Here is a 15,988-nt window from a genome sequence, read left to right on the forward strand (position 1 = left end):
TGCGATCAGGGGGACGGCGGCCGTTCGGTGCTGATTTGTATGCGTGCGGCCAGGTGCTCGGCTCGGGCGACGGCCGCCGGGCCGTCCTCGGCCGTCGCCGTCACATGCCCGGACCGCTGCCAGGAACTGGTCACCGGGTCGATGCGGTCGCCGGGCGCCACATCGATCTCCACCTCGTGGACGCCGGGCAGCAGGGCCGTCTCCTCCCGGCCCGTGACGGCCTGCACGATGCCTGGCGGCGCGGTGAGGAACCGGATGGCGGCCCCGCGGGCCGGCCGGTCGGGCAGCTTGGGCACGCGCCCTTCGAGGACGGCGGCGTAGGCGCGGAACAGACTGGTGTCGTAGGCCAGTCCGATCAGGTGCGGGATGTTGTCGCCGGGCAGGCGGGCCGCGCACTCGACGAGGTGCGGATCGGTGCCGTCGACGAGGATCCACTCCGCGTGCAGCACCCCGCTGCGGAACCCGGTGCCCCGGACCAGGTCGCGGACACCGGCGGCGAGGGCCGCGGTGACCGGTGCGGGAAGGACCGCGGGCACGCCCTGGCCGAGCTCCACCGGTTTGGCGCCGGCCTGGACGGTCTTCGCGGTGACGTTCTCGAAGACGATCCCGCCGTCCTGGACCAGCGCCTCCACGCTGACCTCGGGCCCGTACAGCCGCTGTTCGGCCAGGTAGCGGGCCGCGGGCACCCGTCCGGTGCGGGTGAGGGTCTCGTCCACGTCGACCGTGCTGCGCCAGGCGGCCTCGACCGGGTCTCCCGCGTCGAGCAGGCTGACCCCGAGGCTGGCCTGGCGGTTGGCCGGTTTGAGCACACAGGCGCCGCCGTGCCGGGACCGGAAGTCCTCCACCTCGGCGGGGCCGTCGACCAGCCGCCAGTCGGGCTGCCGGATTCCCGTGTCCGCGACGGCCGTGCGGAGCCGGGCCTTGTCGCGGAAGGCGCGAGCCGCGCGGACACCGGCCCCGGGCAGACCCCAGGCCTCGGCGAGTGCGGCGGCGGCGACGACGGCGTACTCGTTCACGGGGATGACGGCCTGGACCCCGTCCGGGCGGGGGACCTGCCCGATCAGCGCCGTGAGGTCCGCGTCGTCCTCGCTCTGGGTCGGCGCGGGCAGCAGTCCGACGGCGGACGGCAGCGCGGTCACCCGGGCGCCCACCCCGCGGGCGTCGATGATCTCCGGCTCCTCCAGCACCAGCAGCCGGGCGTCGGTGAGATGCCGGTCGAGTTCGGCGGCGAGGTTGCCGAACCCGACGACGACATGGGTGGCCTCGGTCATCCGGTGCCTCCCGCGGGGGCCGTGCGGACCCGCAGCGCGCGCTCGGCGCTGTCGAGGGCGGCACGGCACTTGTCGGCGCCGTCGGCCAGTGCGGTGGCGAAGGCGATGCGCCCGAAGGTGATGCCCTTGGGCGGCGGCGACACGACATCGCCGGGCCGGGCCACGACGACGGCGGAGCTGACCGACGGGGCCAGGGCGTCCTCGTCGAAGGACACCGACTCGATCACGGTGTCGTCGGCCTCCGGGTAGAAGAACCGGATGCCGGCGACGAGCGTCCGGCTGCGCGCGGTGCGCGGCGGACGCCCGCAGGCGACGGCCGCGGCGGCCAGGCCGGGGTCGGTCCCGGTGGCGAGGGCGCCGAGATGCGGGATGAGGTCGCCGCCGAGCCGGCCGTTGACCTCGATGACCTTGGGGCCGTCGGTGGTGAGCTTGAACTCGGTGTGGGTCCAGCCGTCCCGGTAACCGAGGGCCCGGTGGGTGTCGCGCAGCGCGGTCAGAAGGCTCCGGTCGGCCAGCAGCGGGTCGCCGCCGTCCAGCAGATGACCGGTCTCCTCGAAGTAGGGCGGGAACCCGGTCTGCTTGCGGACCACGTACAGCGGCGTGACCTCACCGCGGTGGACGACCGCGTCGACGCTGATCTCGGGTGCGTCGAGATACTCCTCGACCAGGACGGCGCTCTCGTGGCGTGGCGCGTCGGGGACGGTCGCCTCGTGGGAGAACGGGAAGCGGTCGGCCAGCTCGGCCGGGCCGGCGACCAGTACGACGCCGTAACTCGCGGCCGCATTGCGCGGCTTGAGGACCACCGGGTACCCGATGCGGTCCGCGGCGGCCAGTGCCTCGTGCACGTCCGCCACCAGCTGGAACGCGGGTTGCGGCACGCCCGCCCCGGCGAGTGCCCCGCGGGTGAGGAACTTGTCGCGGCAGCGCTCGACGGCGTCCACCTCACCGCCCGGCAGCCCGAGGGCGGCGGCGACGTGCGCGGCCGAAAGGATGCGCGCCTCGTCCCAGGACAGCACACCCGCCACGGGCTCCTCGGCGGCGACCTTCTGCGCGGCCGCCGTCAGCGTCTCCGCGCCCATGTCCGCGACCACGCTGTGCCCGCTCAGGTACGGCGTCTCCCAGGTGGGGCCGGCCGTGTTGAGCAGGTGCAGGCGGTAGCGCGTGCTGATGGACCGGAAGAGGTACTCGCGGAACAGTTGCATCCCGGGACCGATCAGCAGCAGCAGCTCGGGCCGCTCCGCGTCGCCGGGGGCGTGTGTGCCCATGGGGGTTCTCCAGATTCTTCTGAGGTGCCGTCAGTGGCCGGGCGAGGGTTCCAGGTCGTAGAAGCCGGCGCCGTCCAGGTAGCGCGCGGTGGCGTAGTCGCGCAGGACGTAGCCCTCCACCTCGTGCAGCAGGTGGACCAGCATCGGGTAGGTGAAGTCGTTGACGGTCCGGCTGACCGGGCCGCCCGGCCGCACGCGCATCAGCACGTCGTGATAGCTCTCCAGCCCGCGCAGCTCGTCCATCCGCGGCAGCCGTCGCAGGGTTCCGGAAGCGGGGGCGATCATGTTGACGCAGACGGCGTGCCGCTTGATCTCGTACGGGCTGGCCGCCCGCTCCTTGAACCCGTCCGGATCCAGATACGCGTCGACGGTCCACTCCAGCTGGCTCGCCCCGATCGCCTTGCCGGTGAGCACGGGCAGATCCGCCCCGCAGATCCGGGCGCCGGTCTCGACCAGGCGCGGGCCCTTCGGAGTGAGCTTCAGCTCGGTGTGCGCGGGGCCGTTGCGGATGCCGAGGGCGTCCAGCACGGAGAAGGCGTACTCCGTGAGCAACGACTGCTCCGGGCCGGTGCTGGGCAGCAGATGGGATCCGCCCAGCAGGTCGCGGACCCCGTTGACGTCGAGGTGCTGGGTCTTCCAGATGTCGCAGGCGTAGTGGACGCCGTCGAGGCTCACCGAGTTGACGTAGTACTCCACGCCCTCCAGGTACTCCTGGACCACGACCGCCTCGTTGACCAGGTCCAGGGCGCTGAGGTGGCCGACGACCGAGCGGAAGGCGGCCGCCAGTTCCTCCTCGGTGTCGCAGAACGCCACACCGTCGTTGCCGGAGCTCTTGAGCGGCTTGAGGACGACCCGGCCGCCGCCGATCGCGTCGTACCACTCGGCGATCTCGTCCCACGTGGTGGCGCGGATCTGCTCGGCGGCCGGCACCCCGGCCGCCCGCACGGTCTCGACCATGAGGTACTTGTCGCGTCTGGCCGGGCTGAGCGCGGTGCCGTTGGAGCGCAGGCCCAGCGCCTCGGCGAGCGTGTCGGCCAGTTCGACCCCGCTCTCCATGCCGGGTATCAGCACCTCGGGCCCGATCTCGCCGAGGGCCCGCAGAGTGGCCTCGACATCGCCCGCGTGCACGATGTTGGCGCTGAAGTTCTCCTCCAGGAAGGTGTGCCGGACCAGCGGCGGGATCACCGGGGTGCTCTGGACGTGGACGCAGGTGTAACCGCGTTCCTTGAACAGGGGGGCGAGATGGCGCTGGGTGGAGTAGGCGTCGACGATGACGACGACTCGGGCAGGGGCCATGGTCGGTCACTTCTTCCTTCGGACGAGCGGGTGGAGGAGGGCCAGGAACACGAGGAAGGGCAGCCCGACCTTCCAGGCGATGGCGAAGGGGCCGGTGAAGGCGGAGGCGACCAGCACGCCCACGACGAACACCATGGCCGCGACCGTGGAGAACGGCGCTCCCGGAAGGCTGACGGCCGGCCGGGGCGGCCCGTCGGCGGGCCGCCGGGCCCGGAACGCGAGATGGCTGGCGAAGATGATCAGCCAGGTGGCCATGCCGCCGAACAGCCCGATGCCGAGCAGCAGTTGAAACGCGTCGTCGGGCGAGACCGCGGAGACCACGCCGGCGAGCGCGAGCCCGGCGGCCGAGGCCAGCACGGCGGCGGCCGGAGTGCCCCGCCGCCCGACCCGGGCCAGAAGGGCCGGGGCGCACCCGTCCTGGGCGAGCGAGTACACGGTGCGGGAGGCGATGTAGAGCTGGGAGTTGGCGGCGGACAGGGCGGCGGTCAGGACGACGAAGTTCATCACCCCGGCCGCGGCCGGCACCCCGGCCACGTCGAAGAGCCGCACGAACGGACTCTGTTCGACGCCGTGCGCGCCCGCGGCCTCCCGCCAGGGCACGATGGACAGCAGGACGGACGTGGACAGCAGGTAGAACAGCACCAGCCGGGCCACGGTGCCACGGGCGGCGCGCGGCAGATCCCGGGCCGGGTCGCGGGACTCGGCCGCGCTCAGCGCGAACGCCTCCACCCCGCCGTAGCTCAGGGTGACGATGGTCAGGGCGAGGACCACGCCCGTGATCCCGTGCGGGGCGAAGCCGCCGTCGTCGGTCCAGGCGGACACACCGGTCGCCGGGTGCCCCGGAAGGCCGAGGAACACGTAGGCGAGTCCGCAGCCGATGAAGAGCACGATGACCGTCACCTTGATCATCGCGGACCAGTACTCCACCTCGCCGAACAGCCGCACCGAGGCGAGGTTCACCACGAGGATGAGCAGGCCGAAGGCGCTCACGGCCGCCCAGAGCGGAACCTGCGGCCACCAGTAGCGGACGTACAGACCCACCGCGACCATCTCGCTGCCGCTGATGATCACCTGCGTCGTCCAGTAGATCCACCGTTGTACGAAGCCCATGAGCGGCCCGAGATACCGGCGGGTGACGGCGCCGAATCCGCCGGCCTCCGGGTGTGCCACCGTCATCTCGGCCAGGGCGTAGGCGAGCAGGATCGCGACGACGGCGCCGGCCGCGTAGGCCACCACGACCGCCGGACCGGCCAGTGAGATGGCCAGTCCCGAACCGAGGAAGAGACCGGTGCCGATGGTGCCGCCGATGGAGATCATGCCGATCTGCCGGCCGGACAGGGAGCGGCGCAGTCCGCCCGCGTCCGGGGCCGGGACGGCGGTCGAGCGGTCGTCGACGGGTGAGTGAACGCTCATGTCCAGGAGACCACCGTCGTGTCGTCGATGAACCCGAACAGCCCCGAGAGCGTCGTACGGCGCACGTCGGCGGCTTCGCTCGGCTCCACGGCGTGCACGTGCGAGCCGTTGAAGACGTAGACGTCGCCCGGGTCGATCGTCAGCCAGGCGCTCTCGACGCCCGCCAGCGCCTCGACGGGGTACGGGGAGCCGGTGTACACGGTGCCCAGCCGGCGCTTGCTGTTCTCGTCGGGCTGGATGTTCCACACGCCGAGACGGCCGCCGGCCCCGTTCTCCAGGCAGATGTTGAGAGCGCAGATCTGGTGGTCCGCCGTGCGCTGGATCTCGAAGTCCGCCTGCTGCGGCTCGCCGCACTGGCCGCGGTCCTCGTGCGGCAGCAGGGCGAACTCGCCGCGTCCGAACCAGGAGCGCAGCACGCCCCGGCAGGCCTCCCGGCCCTCGTGGGCGGCCCGCCGGACCGTCCCGCCCTCGGGGGCGAGGGCGCCGGCGAGTCCGTCGTAGAACACGGTCAGCGGGTCGCCCTCGACGGCCAGGACGTCGTCCAGGGCCGCCTCGACCTCGGCGCACTCGTCGAGATAGGTCCGCGTGGTCTTGTGGTAGTGGTAGGCGCCGATGTACCGGACGGGAGCCTCGCCGTCCCGGCTGCGGGCCTCGCCGTTTCGCCAGAAACGCTCGGCCAGTTCGGTGCAGACGGCGGCCGGGACCATGCCGCGGAACACGGCGCCGAGGACCTTCCCGCGCAGCACGTCGAGCACCGCCTGTGGCTGATAGCCCTGGTGTTCCTGGAACCGGAAGTAGTCCGCGTCACCGCTCCAGCCGCCGAGGGCGGGGGCGTTCGCGCCGCCGCCGGAGGGGGCGAGGGTGGTGGTGATGGCAGTCAATCTGGTGTCTCCTTCGGACGATCGGTCGGACGGACGGGCGTGCGGTCCGCCGTCCCCCGGGCGTCCGCCCGGCCCGCACGGGTCGGGCGGACGCCCGGGGTCAGGGCGCGGCGTGCTCCTCCACCGGCCAGTGGGAGAAGCGCTGCTGCCCGTACAGCAGGGGGGAGTCCGTCCGCTGCTCCACGTGGACGACCTCGCCGAAGACGACCGCGTGCGTGCCGACGACGGTGGTGGCCGACAGCCGGCACTCCGCGAAGGCGAAGGCGTCCTCTTCCAGCCAGGGCTGCCCGAGCCGCGGCCCCGGCCGCCAGCCGACCCGGGTGAACCTGTCCTCGGCCGGCGAGGAGAAGATCTTCGCCGCGTCCAAGCCGCGCGCGTGCAGCAGGTTGACGGTGAAGGCGCCGCTGTCGCGCAGCGCCCGCAGGGTGCCGCTCGCGGTGTTCAGGCAGACCAGCAGGCTGGGCGGATCGAGGGTGACGCTGCTCAGCGACGTACAGGTCAGGCCATGCGGCCGGCCCTTGCGGTCCACCGCGGTCACCACGGCGACACCGGTCGGGAAGGACCTCATCAGGCCCCGGAACCGGTCGTGTTCCACGGCGTCGGCGGAGCCGGTCACGGTGTGTGTGCTCACCTTGCTCACTCGCCTCTCGGCTCGTCAGGCGTGGAGCGAGGCCAGGTACTGGTAGCAGCTGGGCAGCGCCGCGACCATCTGGTCGGCCTCCTCCTTCAGCCGGGCGAACTCCCGTTCGGCGCCGGCCGGGTCGAGGTGCGCGAGCGCGGGACGCGGCCCGGCCGGCTCCAGGCCCAGGCCCATGAGCATCGCGTTCCACGAGTACGACTCGAAGCCGTGGTAGTACGGGTAGATGGACTCCTCGTCCAGCAGATGCGAACGGGCCGACGCGAGCCGCTCCTTGAGGCCCTCGGGCATGGCCCGGACCTTGGCCTCCTTCCAGTACGGCGTGTCCTCCCGGGTGGCGGCCGCGTAGTGCAGTACCAGGAACTCCTTGACGCCGTCCACGACATGCGCGACCCGGCTGTTGTAGTCGGCCGCCAACTGCGGGTCCCAGTGCTCGTCCGGGAAGTGCTTCACCAGCTGCTCGATGCCGTGCTGGATGAAGAAGATGCCGGTGGACTCCAGCGGTTCGACGAAGGCGCTGGCCAGGCCGATCGCCACGCAGTTCTTCACCCACGACCGGTCATTGCGGCCGATCCGCATGCGGATGTGGTTCGCCTCCAGGTCCTCGTGACCGGGACCGACGAAGTCCCGCAGGGTCTGCTCGGCCTCCTCCGGGGTGATGTACTCGTCCGAGTAGACATAGCCGTTGCCGTTGCGCCTGAAGAGCGGGATCGTCCAGATCCAGCCCGCGTCCATGGCCGTCGCGGTGGTGTACGGGTTCATCTCCGTGGCGTGCTCACGGGGCACCCGCAGGGCCACGGCCCGGTTGTTCGGCAGCACGTCGTTGAACGACTCGAACGTCTCGCCCAGCGTCTTGTTGATCAGCAGGCCCCGGAACCCGGTGCAGTCGATGAACAGGTCGCCCTCGATCCGGCCGTGCTCCTTGGTCGTGACATGGCTGAGCCAGCCGCGCTCGTCCTGACCGACCTCCACCACGTCGTCGATCACATGCCGTACGCCGCGGTCGGTGCTGTACTCGGCGAGGAACTTCGCCACCAGGTCGGCGTCGAAGTGGTAGGCGTACGGGAACTGGGCGCGCTGCTCCTCCAGGGTCGAGCGGCCCAGCGAGCCGTCCAGGTCCATGGAGAACAGGGAGCCGTCCATGAGCCGGGGCGAGCGCTTGGCCTCGCACAGTGCCGTGGTGATGAAGCACTGCCGGTCGAAGGGACGACTGCGGTCGCCGATGCGCAGCCACCAGTCGGCGAGGGAGAAGCCGTCGGCGGACCGCAGCCGCTCGAAGGGGTGGTAGAAGTGCTGGCCGGGGCCTCGCCAGTTCTCGAAGCGGATGCCCAGCTTGTAACCGCCGGCGCACTTCGGCAGCCACTCGCTCTCGTCGAGGCCGAGGTAGTCGAAGAAGTGCCGGACCGTGCTGAACGTGGCCTCGCCGACGCCGATGCGGGTCACCCGCTCGGACTCGACCAGGGTCACCTTCAGACGGTCGTCGAAGGCGGCCTTCAGGTAGGAGGCCGTCATCCAGCCCGCGGTGCCACCGCCGACGATCACTACGGAATCAATCACCGATTTCCCCTTTGCGTTCGCGTGCTCTGTCTGCTGCCGGGCTGCCGGCCGGACGGTTCCCGGCGGCGGCGCGGCGGGGTCATACCGCTTCGAGGAGGTAGAGCCAGGTCGAGGGGGCTCCGAACGGTTCCCGGCGGGCGATCTTCAGTCCGCCCGCCTCGAAGGCGTCCTCGTAGGTGCTGCGGGACTGGAGCCGCACGCCCATGAACGCGTGGGCCAGCTCGAAGCCGAGGGAGAAGACCGGGGGCTGTCCCTGGTGCCGGGAGGCGTCCTGCGCGGCGGTGTCGGCCAGCAGGAAGTAGCGGGCGTCGGGGAAGACCCGGCGCAGCGAACGGACCAACTCGGGATGGTCGTCGGTGGACGCGAACAGGTCGTGCAGCATGAAGATGCTGACGACGAGGTCGACACCGGGAAAGGTGCGGTCCGACTTCAGCAGCTCGATGACATTGGCCTGGACGAAATCGACCTGGTCGGCGAGCCCTCGCTCACGGCTCTGCTCCGTCGCCATGGCGCAGGCGTCGGCGCTGATGTCGATGCCGATGCCCCGGCGCCCGGGGCGCTGCGCGCACAGCTGGAGGAGCCGGGAGCCGTCGCCGCAGCCGATGTCGACCGCGGTGCCGAAGTCGATGGAACCCAGCACCTCGTCCTGGGTCGGGCGCATCAGCGCGCGGTCCGCCTCGGCGCAGCCCAGGGCGACCCGGCCGTCGTCGCGCCGGACGTCGATCCCGAACCGCGCTCCGTCACCCGCGAGTTGGGCCAGCTGCCGCCACACCTCCCCGTGACCGCCCACGCACCAGGTGAAGAAGCCCTGCTGCCGCAGGAGGTCCTGCCCGGTCCCGGTGAGTTCGGCGGTGGTGTCGTCCAGCGTGACGAAGCCGAGGCGGGCCATGGTGACCAGCAGGGCGACGAGCCGGCTCTCCTCGGCCTGCGGGGCGAGCTCGGCGATCTCGGTGACGCCGTCCGCCCAGCGCTCCAGCACGCCGAGTTCGTGCAGCGCGTAGAAGGCGTGGGCGCCGACGTATCCGTTGAACAGCATGGCCGGTGTCATGACCGCGGTGTTCGCGGCCGGTACGGAAGTGGACATCCCTACTCGCTCTCGATGTCGGCGACGGTGTGTGGAACGACGGCGGAAAGGGCCGTGCAGAACCGGTCGACCTGCTCTTCGGTGCCGACGGTCACCCGCAGGTATCCGGGCTTGCCGAGCGGGGCGAGGTCCCGGACGAGCACCCCGTGTTCGGCGGCGAGCCGGCCGGCCACGGCGGTGCTGTCGGCGCCGGTGCGCACCAGCACGAAGTTGGCCTCGGAGGGGACCGGGTCGAGGCCGGCGGCTTCGAGGCCCTTGACCAGCCGTTCGCGGGCGGCCGCGGTCCGCTCGCGAACCCCGGCGAGGAACTCCGGGTGGTCCAGGGCGGTGACGGCCGCCCGCTGGGCGATGCGATTGACGCTGAACGGCATGGACTGCCGGGTGGCGCGGATCCGTCCGACCAGGTCGGCGGGCCCGACGAGGTAGCCGATGCGCAGCGCGGCCAGCCCCCAGGCCTTGGAGAAGGTGCGCATCACCAGGGCGCGCCGGCCGCGGCGTACGGCGTCCAGCGTGACGTCGTGCTCGGGCGCGGCGAACTCGATGTAGGCCTCGTCGAAGACGGCGACGGCCCCGGTCTCCTCGGCGACGTCGATGATCTCCCCGACCTCTGCCCGGTCCAGGACCGTGCCGCTCGGGTTGTGCGGGTTGCAGACGAACGCCAGGCGCGCGCCGTCCCGCAGAGCCTCGGCCATCGCGCTGGGGCAGACCCGGTGGTCGGCCAGGGGGACGGGGCGCGGGTCGGCCCCGGCGACCGCGGCGGCCGCCGCGTACCCGGGGAAGGTCTGCTCCGTGACCGCGACGGTTCCGGCGGCGGGCCGGCCGGAGGAAGGCGTGAGAAAGGTGAGGGAGATCAGCTGGATGAGTTCGTCGGCGCCGTTGGCGACGGCCACCATGTCGGGAGTGACCCCGACGGACCGGGCGATGCGCTCACGGATCTCCGTGCATTCGTGGTCGGGATAATGAGTGTGCAGGCTCCGCAGTTCTTCCGCGGCCGCGTCGAGAGCCTCCGCGGGCGCACCGTAGGGGCTCTCGTTGAAATGGAGCCTGAGTTGCTCGCGGCCGTCGGGGATTTCTCCCTGGGACCCGAGTATTTCACTCGTGGCGGTCAATGCTGTGGCCATGCGGACATCCCCGTTCCTTCCGTCCGTGGGTCGATCGAAGCAGTTGTCCCTGCGGGGCGGCATGAGGGTCGGCCGTCGGATTCCGCGGACTACCCGCAGGACGGCGGGCGTTATGCCGGATTCGGTGGTGCGTCGCGCAACTCGAGGGTGAGGCACTTGACTCCGCCACCGCCCTTGAGGAATTCCGTCACGTCCGTGCCGATGACGTCGAAGCCCCGCTCGCGGATCTGCGCGCCGAGCCGGGCGGCGGCCTTCGCGAGCACGACCGTGCGGCCGTCCGACAGGGCATTGAGCCCGAACGCCGCGGCGTCGTCCTCGTCGGCGAGTACGGCGTCGGGGAACAGCTCACGCAGGGTGGCCCGGCTCTCCGGGGAGAACGCCTGCGGGTAGTAGGCGATCCGCCGTCCGTCCAGTACGGCGATCGCGGTGTCCAGGTGGTAGAAGCGCGGGTCGACCAGCGTCAGACCGACCACGGTCCGGCCGAAGGCCTCGGCGACCTCTGTTCCGGAGGCCGGGTCGGAGCGGAAACCGCTGCCGGAGAGGATGCACTGGTCCAGGACGAGGAAGTCGCCTTCTCCCTCGTTCACCGAATCCGCCTGCAGGGTGGCGAATCCGCGTTGCTCGAACCATTTGAGGAAGGCGGGTTCCTCACCCCTGCGCTCGGGGTTGCGGAATCGCGACACCAGGGCCTTTCCGCCCAGCACGATGCCCGCGTTCGCGGTGAACACGAGGTCCGGCAGTCCGGGCAGCGGGTCCAGCAGTTCGACGGTGTGACCGAGGTCCTGGTAGATGTCCCGGAGTCGCTCCCACTGGCGTACGGCCAACGCGGTGTCGACCGGGATTTCCGGGCGCATCCACACGTTGATCGAATAGTCCACGGTGAACCAGGTCGGCGGGCACATCAGATAGTTGCCCAATGGTCTGCTCCCGTTGGGTGAGGGAATTCTGTGGCTGTTGCCGCAGTGAACCAGCGACGTGCCGTGCCGACCGTCGAGTAACACCGCCGTCTTCTGCGGCTGTTCCGCGACGGGCCGGAAGAAGCGCCGCCGATGTCCCCTTTGTTCAGATCGGTTCGGGGCAGGTGGCGCGACCGCGTCTAGGGTGGGGCGCGTGTTCGTCTTCGCGCAGCTGAGTGACCTGCATCTGGGGCAGAACCGCACCGGGGACGGCGGTGCCAGGGCCGCCGAGCGGGCCCGGCGCGTCCTGACCTACCTGGACCGGCTGCCCGGCCGGCTCGACGCCGTACTGGTCTCGGGCGACCTGGCCGACCACGGCACGGACGAGGAGTACGAGGAGTTCCTGGCGCTCGCCGGGGCGCGGGCCGCCGGCGCGCGGGACAGCCGCCCTCCGCTGCTGGTGTGCCCCGGCAACCACGATGTGCGCGCCCCGTTCCGCCGGCACCTGCTGCCCGGGGACGGCGCGGACCGGGACACCCCGGCCGACCGGGCGCACCGGCTGCCCGGCGCGACGTTCCTGATGTGCGACTCCAGCGTCCCCGGCGAGGACCACGGCGTGCTCACCGCCGAGACCCTGGACTGGCTGGACCGCGAACTCACCGACGACCCGCGGCACGTCCCCGCGTTCGTGGTGCTGCATCACCCTCCGGTGCCGCTGAGCGTGCCCTACGTCGACGAGATCCGCCTCCGGGACGAGGAGTCGTTTGCCGCGCTGCTGCGACGGCATCCGCGCGTGGTCGCGGTGCTGTGCGGGCACGCCCACACCGCTGCCGCCACCACCTTCGCCGGGCGGCCGCTCCTCGTGGCGCCCGGGACCGTGTCGACGTGTGCGCTGCCCTGGGAGGGCGGCGAGCCGGTCGACTACGACCTGCCGCCCGCCGTCGCCTTCCACGTACTGGCCGACGACCACCGTCTGACCACGCACTTCCGCGTCGTTCCCTGACCGCGGGGCCCGCTGCGCGGGTGCTTCTCCTCTGATTCCACGGCCCGGGCCGCCCGCTGCCGTCCGCGTGTCGAACAGGCTCTGCCGGAGACGGCCGTCGAGCCCTTATCGTCCCCATGGACGGAAGCTGCACGGCAGCAAGCTGCCACGGAGTCAGAAAGCGAGATATGAAGGCCAAGTCCCGCATTCCGCAGCAGACGGTGATCGAGGAGACCCTCCAGAGGGTGTACGGCCACGCGCTCAGCCACCCGTTCGGCGACGTCATCGACGTGGAGGCGACGGCCGCCCAACTCGGCTTCCCCGTCACGGACGTGCACGCCGCCGTCGCGGAGCTGACGGACATGGGACTGCTGCGTGACCGGCCGGGACGCGGCCTGGTGGCGGTGGCGCCGGACGAGGCGGTCAGCCGGGTGCTCGGTCCGCTGGAGTTCGAACTGCGCACCCGGCGTGTGCAGATCGAGGAGACCCGGGCGCGGCTCCAGTCCTTCACACCGCTCTTCGAGGCCAGCCGCGGCGTCGGCGGACAGCCCCGGCAGGTGGAGATCATCGAGAACCTCGACGACGTGCGCACCGCCATCACCGAGTTGTCGGCGACCTGCACCTCGGAGATCCTCACCGCCCAGCCTGGCGGCGGGCGCCGGGAGGACGTGCTGGTGGAGGCGGCGCCTCGCGACTACGAGACGCTGCGCAGGGGCGTGGAGATGCGCATCCTCTACCAGCACACCGCCCGCTCCAGCCGGGGCACCCACTCCTACGTCGAGCAGGTGACCCGACTCGGCGCGGAAGTGCGCACGCTGGACGACCAGTTCATGCGTTTCCTGGTCTTCGACCGGGAGCGCGCGCTGATCGCCACGCCCGGCAACCCGGCCGGCGCCGCCCTCGTCCGGGATCCCAACGTCGTCGCGTTCCTGGTCGAGGCGTACGAGCGGCTGTGGCTCTCGGCCGAGCCCTTCGTGGTGGAGGCCGACGCCCAGCCGGAGATCGCGGACGCCCTGAAGGAGGCCATCGTCCGGCTGCTCACGACGGGCCTGACCGACGAGGCCGTGGCCCGGCGCCTGGGGATGTCGGTGCGGACCTGCCGACGCCACGTCGCCGAGCTCATGGCGTCGCTCAACGCCGAGAGCCGCTTCCAGGCCGGCTACCTGCTCGCTCTGCAGGAGCAGTCGGAGTCCGAATAGGGCCTCTCTTCGGGATCTTGCCGGGGTCGCGGGCCCCGGCACACGCCCGCCCCTGCCTTGCAGCCGCACGCACCAGCACCCGCTCGGAGCCGCTACGAGGCGCCGCGGCTGCGCGCGGACCGATCCGAGAGAAAGGCCCTGGCGCCCTCTACATCCGATTTCTCCCCCGGGGCATCAAGCTGCCATGCAGCATGATGCTCACTTCTGCCGCCGCCCAGCGGCCCCCGTTCCTGGCACCGTGATGGCAGCGCGGCGCACCGCCTGCGGGCGGAAGGCGAGTTCCGGCGTCGCAGATCACGTTGAAGTGCATCACTGATACGTACTGGGGGGCGGAAAGTGAAGCGATTCGGCACGTTCTTCTCCGTCGGGGTCATGATCTTCCCGGCCGCGCCGGCGCAGGAAATGGCGGCCATGGTCGAACCGCGGCCCGCATTCACCGCGGCGACCTCGGATCCCGGCGACGACACCGGCTGGGGATGATCCGCTTTCCCCGCGTTCTCACTTCCCGGAATTCCGCGTCCGAACCGAGGATCACGCCCTTGCCGATCAACGATCTCTACAAGAATCTGGCCGAGCATCCGGATCGCCGGATGCGGTTTTTCGCCATCGACGGACGAATGGTCACCAAGACCTTTCCGGAAGTCCACGACGACGTCGTACGGCTCATGGACGAACTGCGCGACCGTGGTGTGGGCGCCGGGGACCTCGTGGGCATCGCCGGCCCGAACTCCTACGAGTGGGTCGTCGCCGACCTCGCCCTGCTGGGGTTGGGGTGCGTCTCCGTGGCGCTGCCGCTGGAGCGCCGCACGGACGCGGCGACCATGGACGAACTGGCCGGCAGGTACGGGCTCTCGGCGCTCCTGCTGACCCAGGCGCCGCCCGGGAACCCGGACCTGCCGCAGGGTGTCGCGTGGCTGGGCCTGCGGCCGCCGGCCTTCGAGCCGAGGCCGGCTCCGGCGCGGCCGGACCTGCCGGACGACGTCTTCTCCATCGCCTTCTCCTCGGGCACGTCGGGCAGCAAGAAGGGCCTGATGATGTCCGCGAAGGGCGTCGAGAACACCATCCGGACCTCCGGCGAGGCCTGGCGGGTGGACGGGGACGACAACCTCCTGATCGTCATGCCCTTCTCCAACTTCCAGCAGCGCTACCTGATCTACCTGGCCGTCCGGTACGGACTCGACGCGACCGTCGTGGCGCCGGAGCGGATGTTCCAGAAGATGCGGGACTTCGAGCCGACCATCGTCCTCGGCCCGCCGTCGTTCTTCGAGGTCGCCCACAACCGGGTCGACTCCGCCGGAGTCCGGGAGCGCTGGCCGGTGCTGCTGGCCGCCGTGCTCGACGCGGTCCTGCCGGACCGGGTCGGCCGCCCCCTGCGGGCCCGGCTGGGCCGCCGCTGGACGGGCATGTACGGCTCCCGGGTACGGCTGATGTTCACCGGCTCCGCCCCGGTGCCCCCGCGCACGGTCCGGCTGTTCCAGCTGCTGGGCGCCCCGCTGCACGAGGTGTACGGGAGCACCGAGGTCGGCTGGATCGCCTTCAACCTGCCGGGGCGCAGCAAGGTGGGCAGCGCCGGCCGGCCCGTCGACGGGATCGGGGTCGAGGTCGCCGACGACGGCGAGGTCGTGGTGCGCACCGACAGCCCGCAGTGCCTCGGCTATGTCTTCGAGGGCACCGAGACCCAGGACACGGTCTTCCTGCCCGGCGGCCGGGTGGCCACCGGCGATCTGGGCCGCTTCGACGAGGCGGGGTTCCTGCGTCTGGTCGGCCGGAAGAAGAACGTGATCATCACGCGCAGCGGGGTCAAGATCAACCCGGAGGAACTGGAACTCGCCGTGGAGAAGGCCTGCCGGGTGACCCGGGCGATGGTCGCGTCGCCCTCCGGGGACGGCTTGCTGACCTGTGTCGTCTGGCTCGACGACTGGCGGTCCCCGGAGCGCACGGCAGAGGTCGAGGCGTACATCGAAGAGTCCAACAGACAGCGCGAAGCAGCCCGCAGGATCTCGGACGTCGTATTCCGGCCCGAGTCCGAACTGACGGTGGAGAGCGGTCTGCTGACGAGAAATTTCAAGGTCGACAGGAGCGCGGTCGCGCGCACGATATTCGGCGAGAAAACCGGGGCGGGACGATGAACAAAGGGCATGTCAGCGACGACGAGATCTGCCGGCTCATCGCGAGCGTCCTCGCGAAGAAGGCGGCGAAGAACGGAGTGTCACCGGAGATGAGCCTGCGCGCCGATCTGGGCGTCGATTCGCTCACCCTCATGAGCATGGTCTTCGTTCTTGAGGAGAAGACCGGAATCGATGCCTTCGGCCGGGTCGAGCAGTTCGTCGGGGCCGAGTCCGTGGCCGACATCATCAAGATCGTACGAGAGAGCTGAGAGGCCCTT

The 15,988-nt window shown here is 71.1% G+C and carries 15 protein-coding genes; 5 read left to right on the forward strand and 10 right to left on the reverse strand.

Annotation, left to right across the window (positions count from 1 at the left end):
- Positions 1–5: 5 nt before the first annotated feature.
- From BG482_RS07685 to ddaH, 10 genes are all read right to left on the reverse strand, one after another.
- Entirely contained in the window at positions 6–1,271 is a 1,266-nt protein-coding gene (locus BG482_RS07685) for an ATP-grasp domain-containing protein (protein ID WP_069768134.1), read from the reverse strand.
- Complete coding sequence (locus BG482_RS07690) at positions 1,268–2,536, reverse strand: ATP-grasp domain-containing protein (protein WP_069768135.1); 1,269 nt, start codon at positions 2,534–2,536, stop codon at positions 1,268–1,270. The genes BG482_RS07685 and BG482_RS07690 overlap by 4 nt, the downstream gene beginning before the upstream one ends.
- Positions 2,537–2,566: 30 nt before the next feature.
- Positions 2,567–3,832, reverse strand: a complete 1,266-nt coding sequence (locus tag BG482_RS07695) for an ATP-grasp domain-containing protein (protein ID WP_069768136.1) — start codon at positions 3,830–3,832, stop codon at positions 2,567–2,569.
- 6 nt (positions 3,833–3,838) lie between these two features.
- Positions 3,839–5,245, reverse strand: coding sequence for an amino acid permease (locus tag BG482_RS07700; protein WP_069768137.1), 1,407 nt, complete (start codon positions 5,243–5,245; stop codon positions 3,839–3,841).
- Positions 5,242–6,126: a hypothetical protein gene (locus tag BG482_RS07705; protein ID WP_256096293.1), complete on the reverse strand. Its 885-nt coding sequence runs from the start codon at positions 6,124–6,126 to the stop codon at positions 5,242–5,244. The genes BG482_RS07700 and BG482_RS07705 overlap by 4 nt, the downstream gene beginning before the upstream one ends.
- Positions 6,127–6,226: 100 nt before the next feature.
- Positions 6,227–6,757, reverse strand: coding sequence for a flavin reductase family protein (locus tag BG482_RS07710; RefSeq protein ID WP_218108777.1), 531 nt, complete (start codon positions 6,755–6,757; stop codon positions 6,227–6,229).
- Between the two features lie 24 nt (positions 6,758–6,781).
- Positions 6,782–8,320, reverse strand: a complete 1,539-nt coding sequence (locus tag BG482_RS07715; protein WP_069768138.1) for a tryptophan halogenase family protein — start codon at positions 8,318–8,320, stop codon at positions 6,782–6,784.
- Positions 8,321–8,399: 79 nt separating this feature from the next.
- A complete protein-coding gene (locus tag BG482_RS07720; RefSeq protein ID WP_069768139.1) occupies positions 8,400–9,404 on the reverse strand; it encodes a class I SAM-dependent methyltransferase in 1,005 nt (334 codons plus the stop codon).
- A 2-nt stretch (positions 9,405–9,406) separates the two neighbouring features.
- Positions 9,407–10,525, reverse strand: a complete 1,119-nt coding sequence (locus BG482_RS07725) for a histidinol-phosphate transaminase (protein WP_069768140.1) — start codon at positions 10,523–10,525, stop codon at positions 9,407–9,409.
- 110 nt (positions 10,526–10,635) lie between these two features.
- Positions 10,636–11,427: a dimethylargininase gene (ddaH, locus tag BG482_RS07730; protein ID WP_069768238.1), complete on the reverse strand. Its 792-nt coding sequence runs from the start codon at positions 11,425–11,427 to the stop codon at positions 10,636–10,638.
- Positions 11,428–11,635: 208 nt separating this feature from the next.
- Between ddaH and BG482_RS07735 the strand changes: the two genes are divergently transcribed.
- The 5 genes from BG482_RS07735 (at position 11,636) to BG482_RS07750 (ending at position 15,979) form a co-directional block, all read left to right on the forward strand.
- Positions 11,636–12,424 (forward strand): metallophosphoesterase, encoded by a 789-nt coding sequence (locus tag BG482_RS07735; RefSeq protein ID WP_069768141.1) that lies wholly within the window; start codon positions 11,636–11,638, stop codon positions 12,422–12,424.
- A gap of 167 nt (positions 12,425–12,591) precedes the next feature.
- Positions 12,592–13,602, forward strand: a complete 1,011-nt coding sequence (locus BG482_RS07740; RefSeq protein ID WP_069768142.1) for a LuxR C-terminal-related transcriptional regulator — start codon at positions 12,592–12,594, stop codon at positions 13,600–13,602.
- Between the two features lie 336 nt (positions 13,603–13,938).
- On the forward strand, positions 13,939–14,082 hold the full coding sequence (locus BG482_RS43815) for a hypothetical protein (RefSeq protein WP_176741326.1): 144 nt from the start codon (positions 13,939–13,941) through the stop codon (positions 14,080–14,082).
- A 59-nt stretch (positions 14,083–14,141) separates the two neighbouring features.
- Positions 14,142–15,731, forward strand: coding sequence for an AMP-binding protein (locus BG482_RS07745; RefSeq protein WP_069768143.1), 1,590 nt, complete (start codon positions 14,142–14,144; stop codon positions 15,729–15,731).
- Positions 15,728–15,979 carry an acyl carrier protein gene (locus BG482_RS07750; protein ID WP_069768144.1) on the forward strand — a complete coding sequence of 84 codons (252 nt, stop codon included), beginning with the start codon at positions 15,728–15,730 and terminating at the stop codon, positions 15,977–15,979. Before BG482_RS07745 ends, BG482_RS07750 begins: the two co-directional genes overlap by 4 nt.
- The last annotated feature ends 9 nt before the right edge of the window (positions 15,980–15,988 follow it).

It is taken from the genome of Streptomyces sp. LUP30 (genome assembly GCF_001746365.1).
In the GTDB taxonomy this organism is placed as follows: domain Bacteria; phylum Actinomycetota; class Actinomycetes; order Streptomycetales; family Streptomycetaceae; genus Streptomyces.

Excerpts from the sequence above, each read along its gene's own strand:
- BG482_RS07740 (WP_069768142.1), top strand. The coding sequence starts at position 12,592 with ATGAAGGCCAAGTCCCGCATTCCGCAGCAGACGGTGATCGAGGAGACC.
- ddaH (WP_069768238.1), bottom strand. The coding sequence starts at position 11,427 with ATGTGCCCGCCGACCTGGTTCACCGTGGACTATTCGATCAACGTGTGG.
- BG482_RS07690 (WP_069768135.1), bottom strand. The coding sequence starts at position 2,536 with ATGGGCACACACGCCCCCGGCGACGCGGAGCGGCCCGAGCTGCTGCTG.
- BG482_RS07700 (WP_069768137.1), bottom strand. The coding sequence starts at position 5,245 with ATGAGCGTTCACTCACCCGTCGACGACCGCTCGACCGCCGTCCCGGCC.
- BG482_RS07695 (WP_069768136.1), bottom strand. The coding sequence starts at position 3,832 with ATGGCCCCTGCCCGAGTCGTCGTCATCGTCGACGCCTACTCCACCCAG.
- BG482_RS07685 (WP_069768134.1), bottom strand. The coding sequence starts at position 1,271 with ATGACCGAGGCCACCCATGTCGTCGTCGGGTTCGGCAACCTCGCCGCC.
- BG482_RS07725 (WP_069768140.1), bottom strand. The coding sequence starts at position 10,525 with ATGGCCACAGCATTGACCGCCACGAGTGAAATACTCGGGTCCCAGGGA.
- BG482_RS07750 (WP_069768144.1), top strand. The coding sequence starts at position 15,728 with ATGAACAAAGGGCATGTCAGCGACGACGAGATCTGCCGGCTCATCGCG.
- BG482_RS07720 (WP_069768139.1), bottom strand. The coding sequence starts at position 9,404 with ATGTCCACTTCCGTACCGGCCGCGAACACCGCGGTCATGACACCGGCC.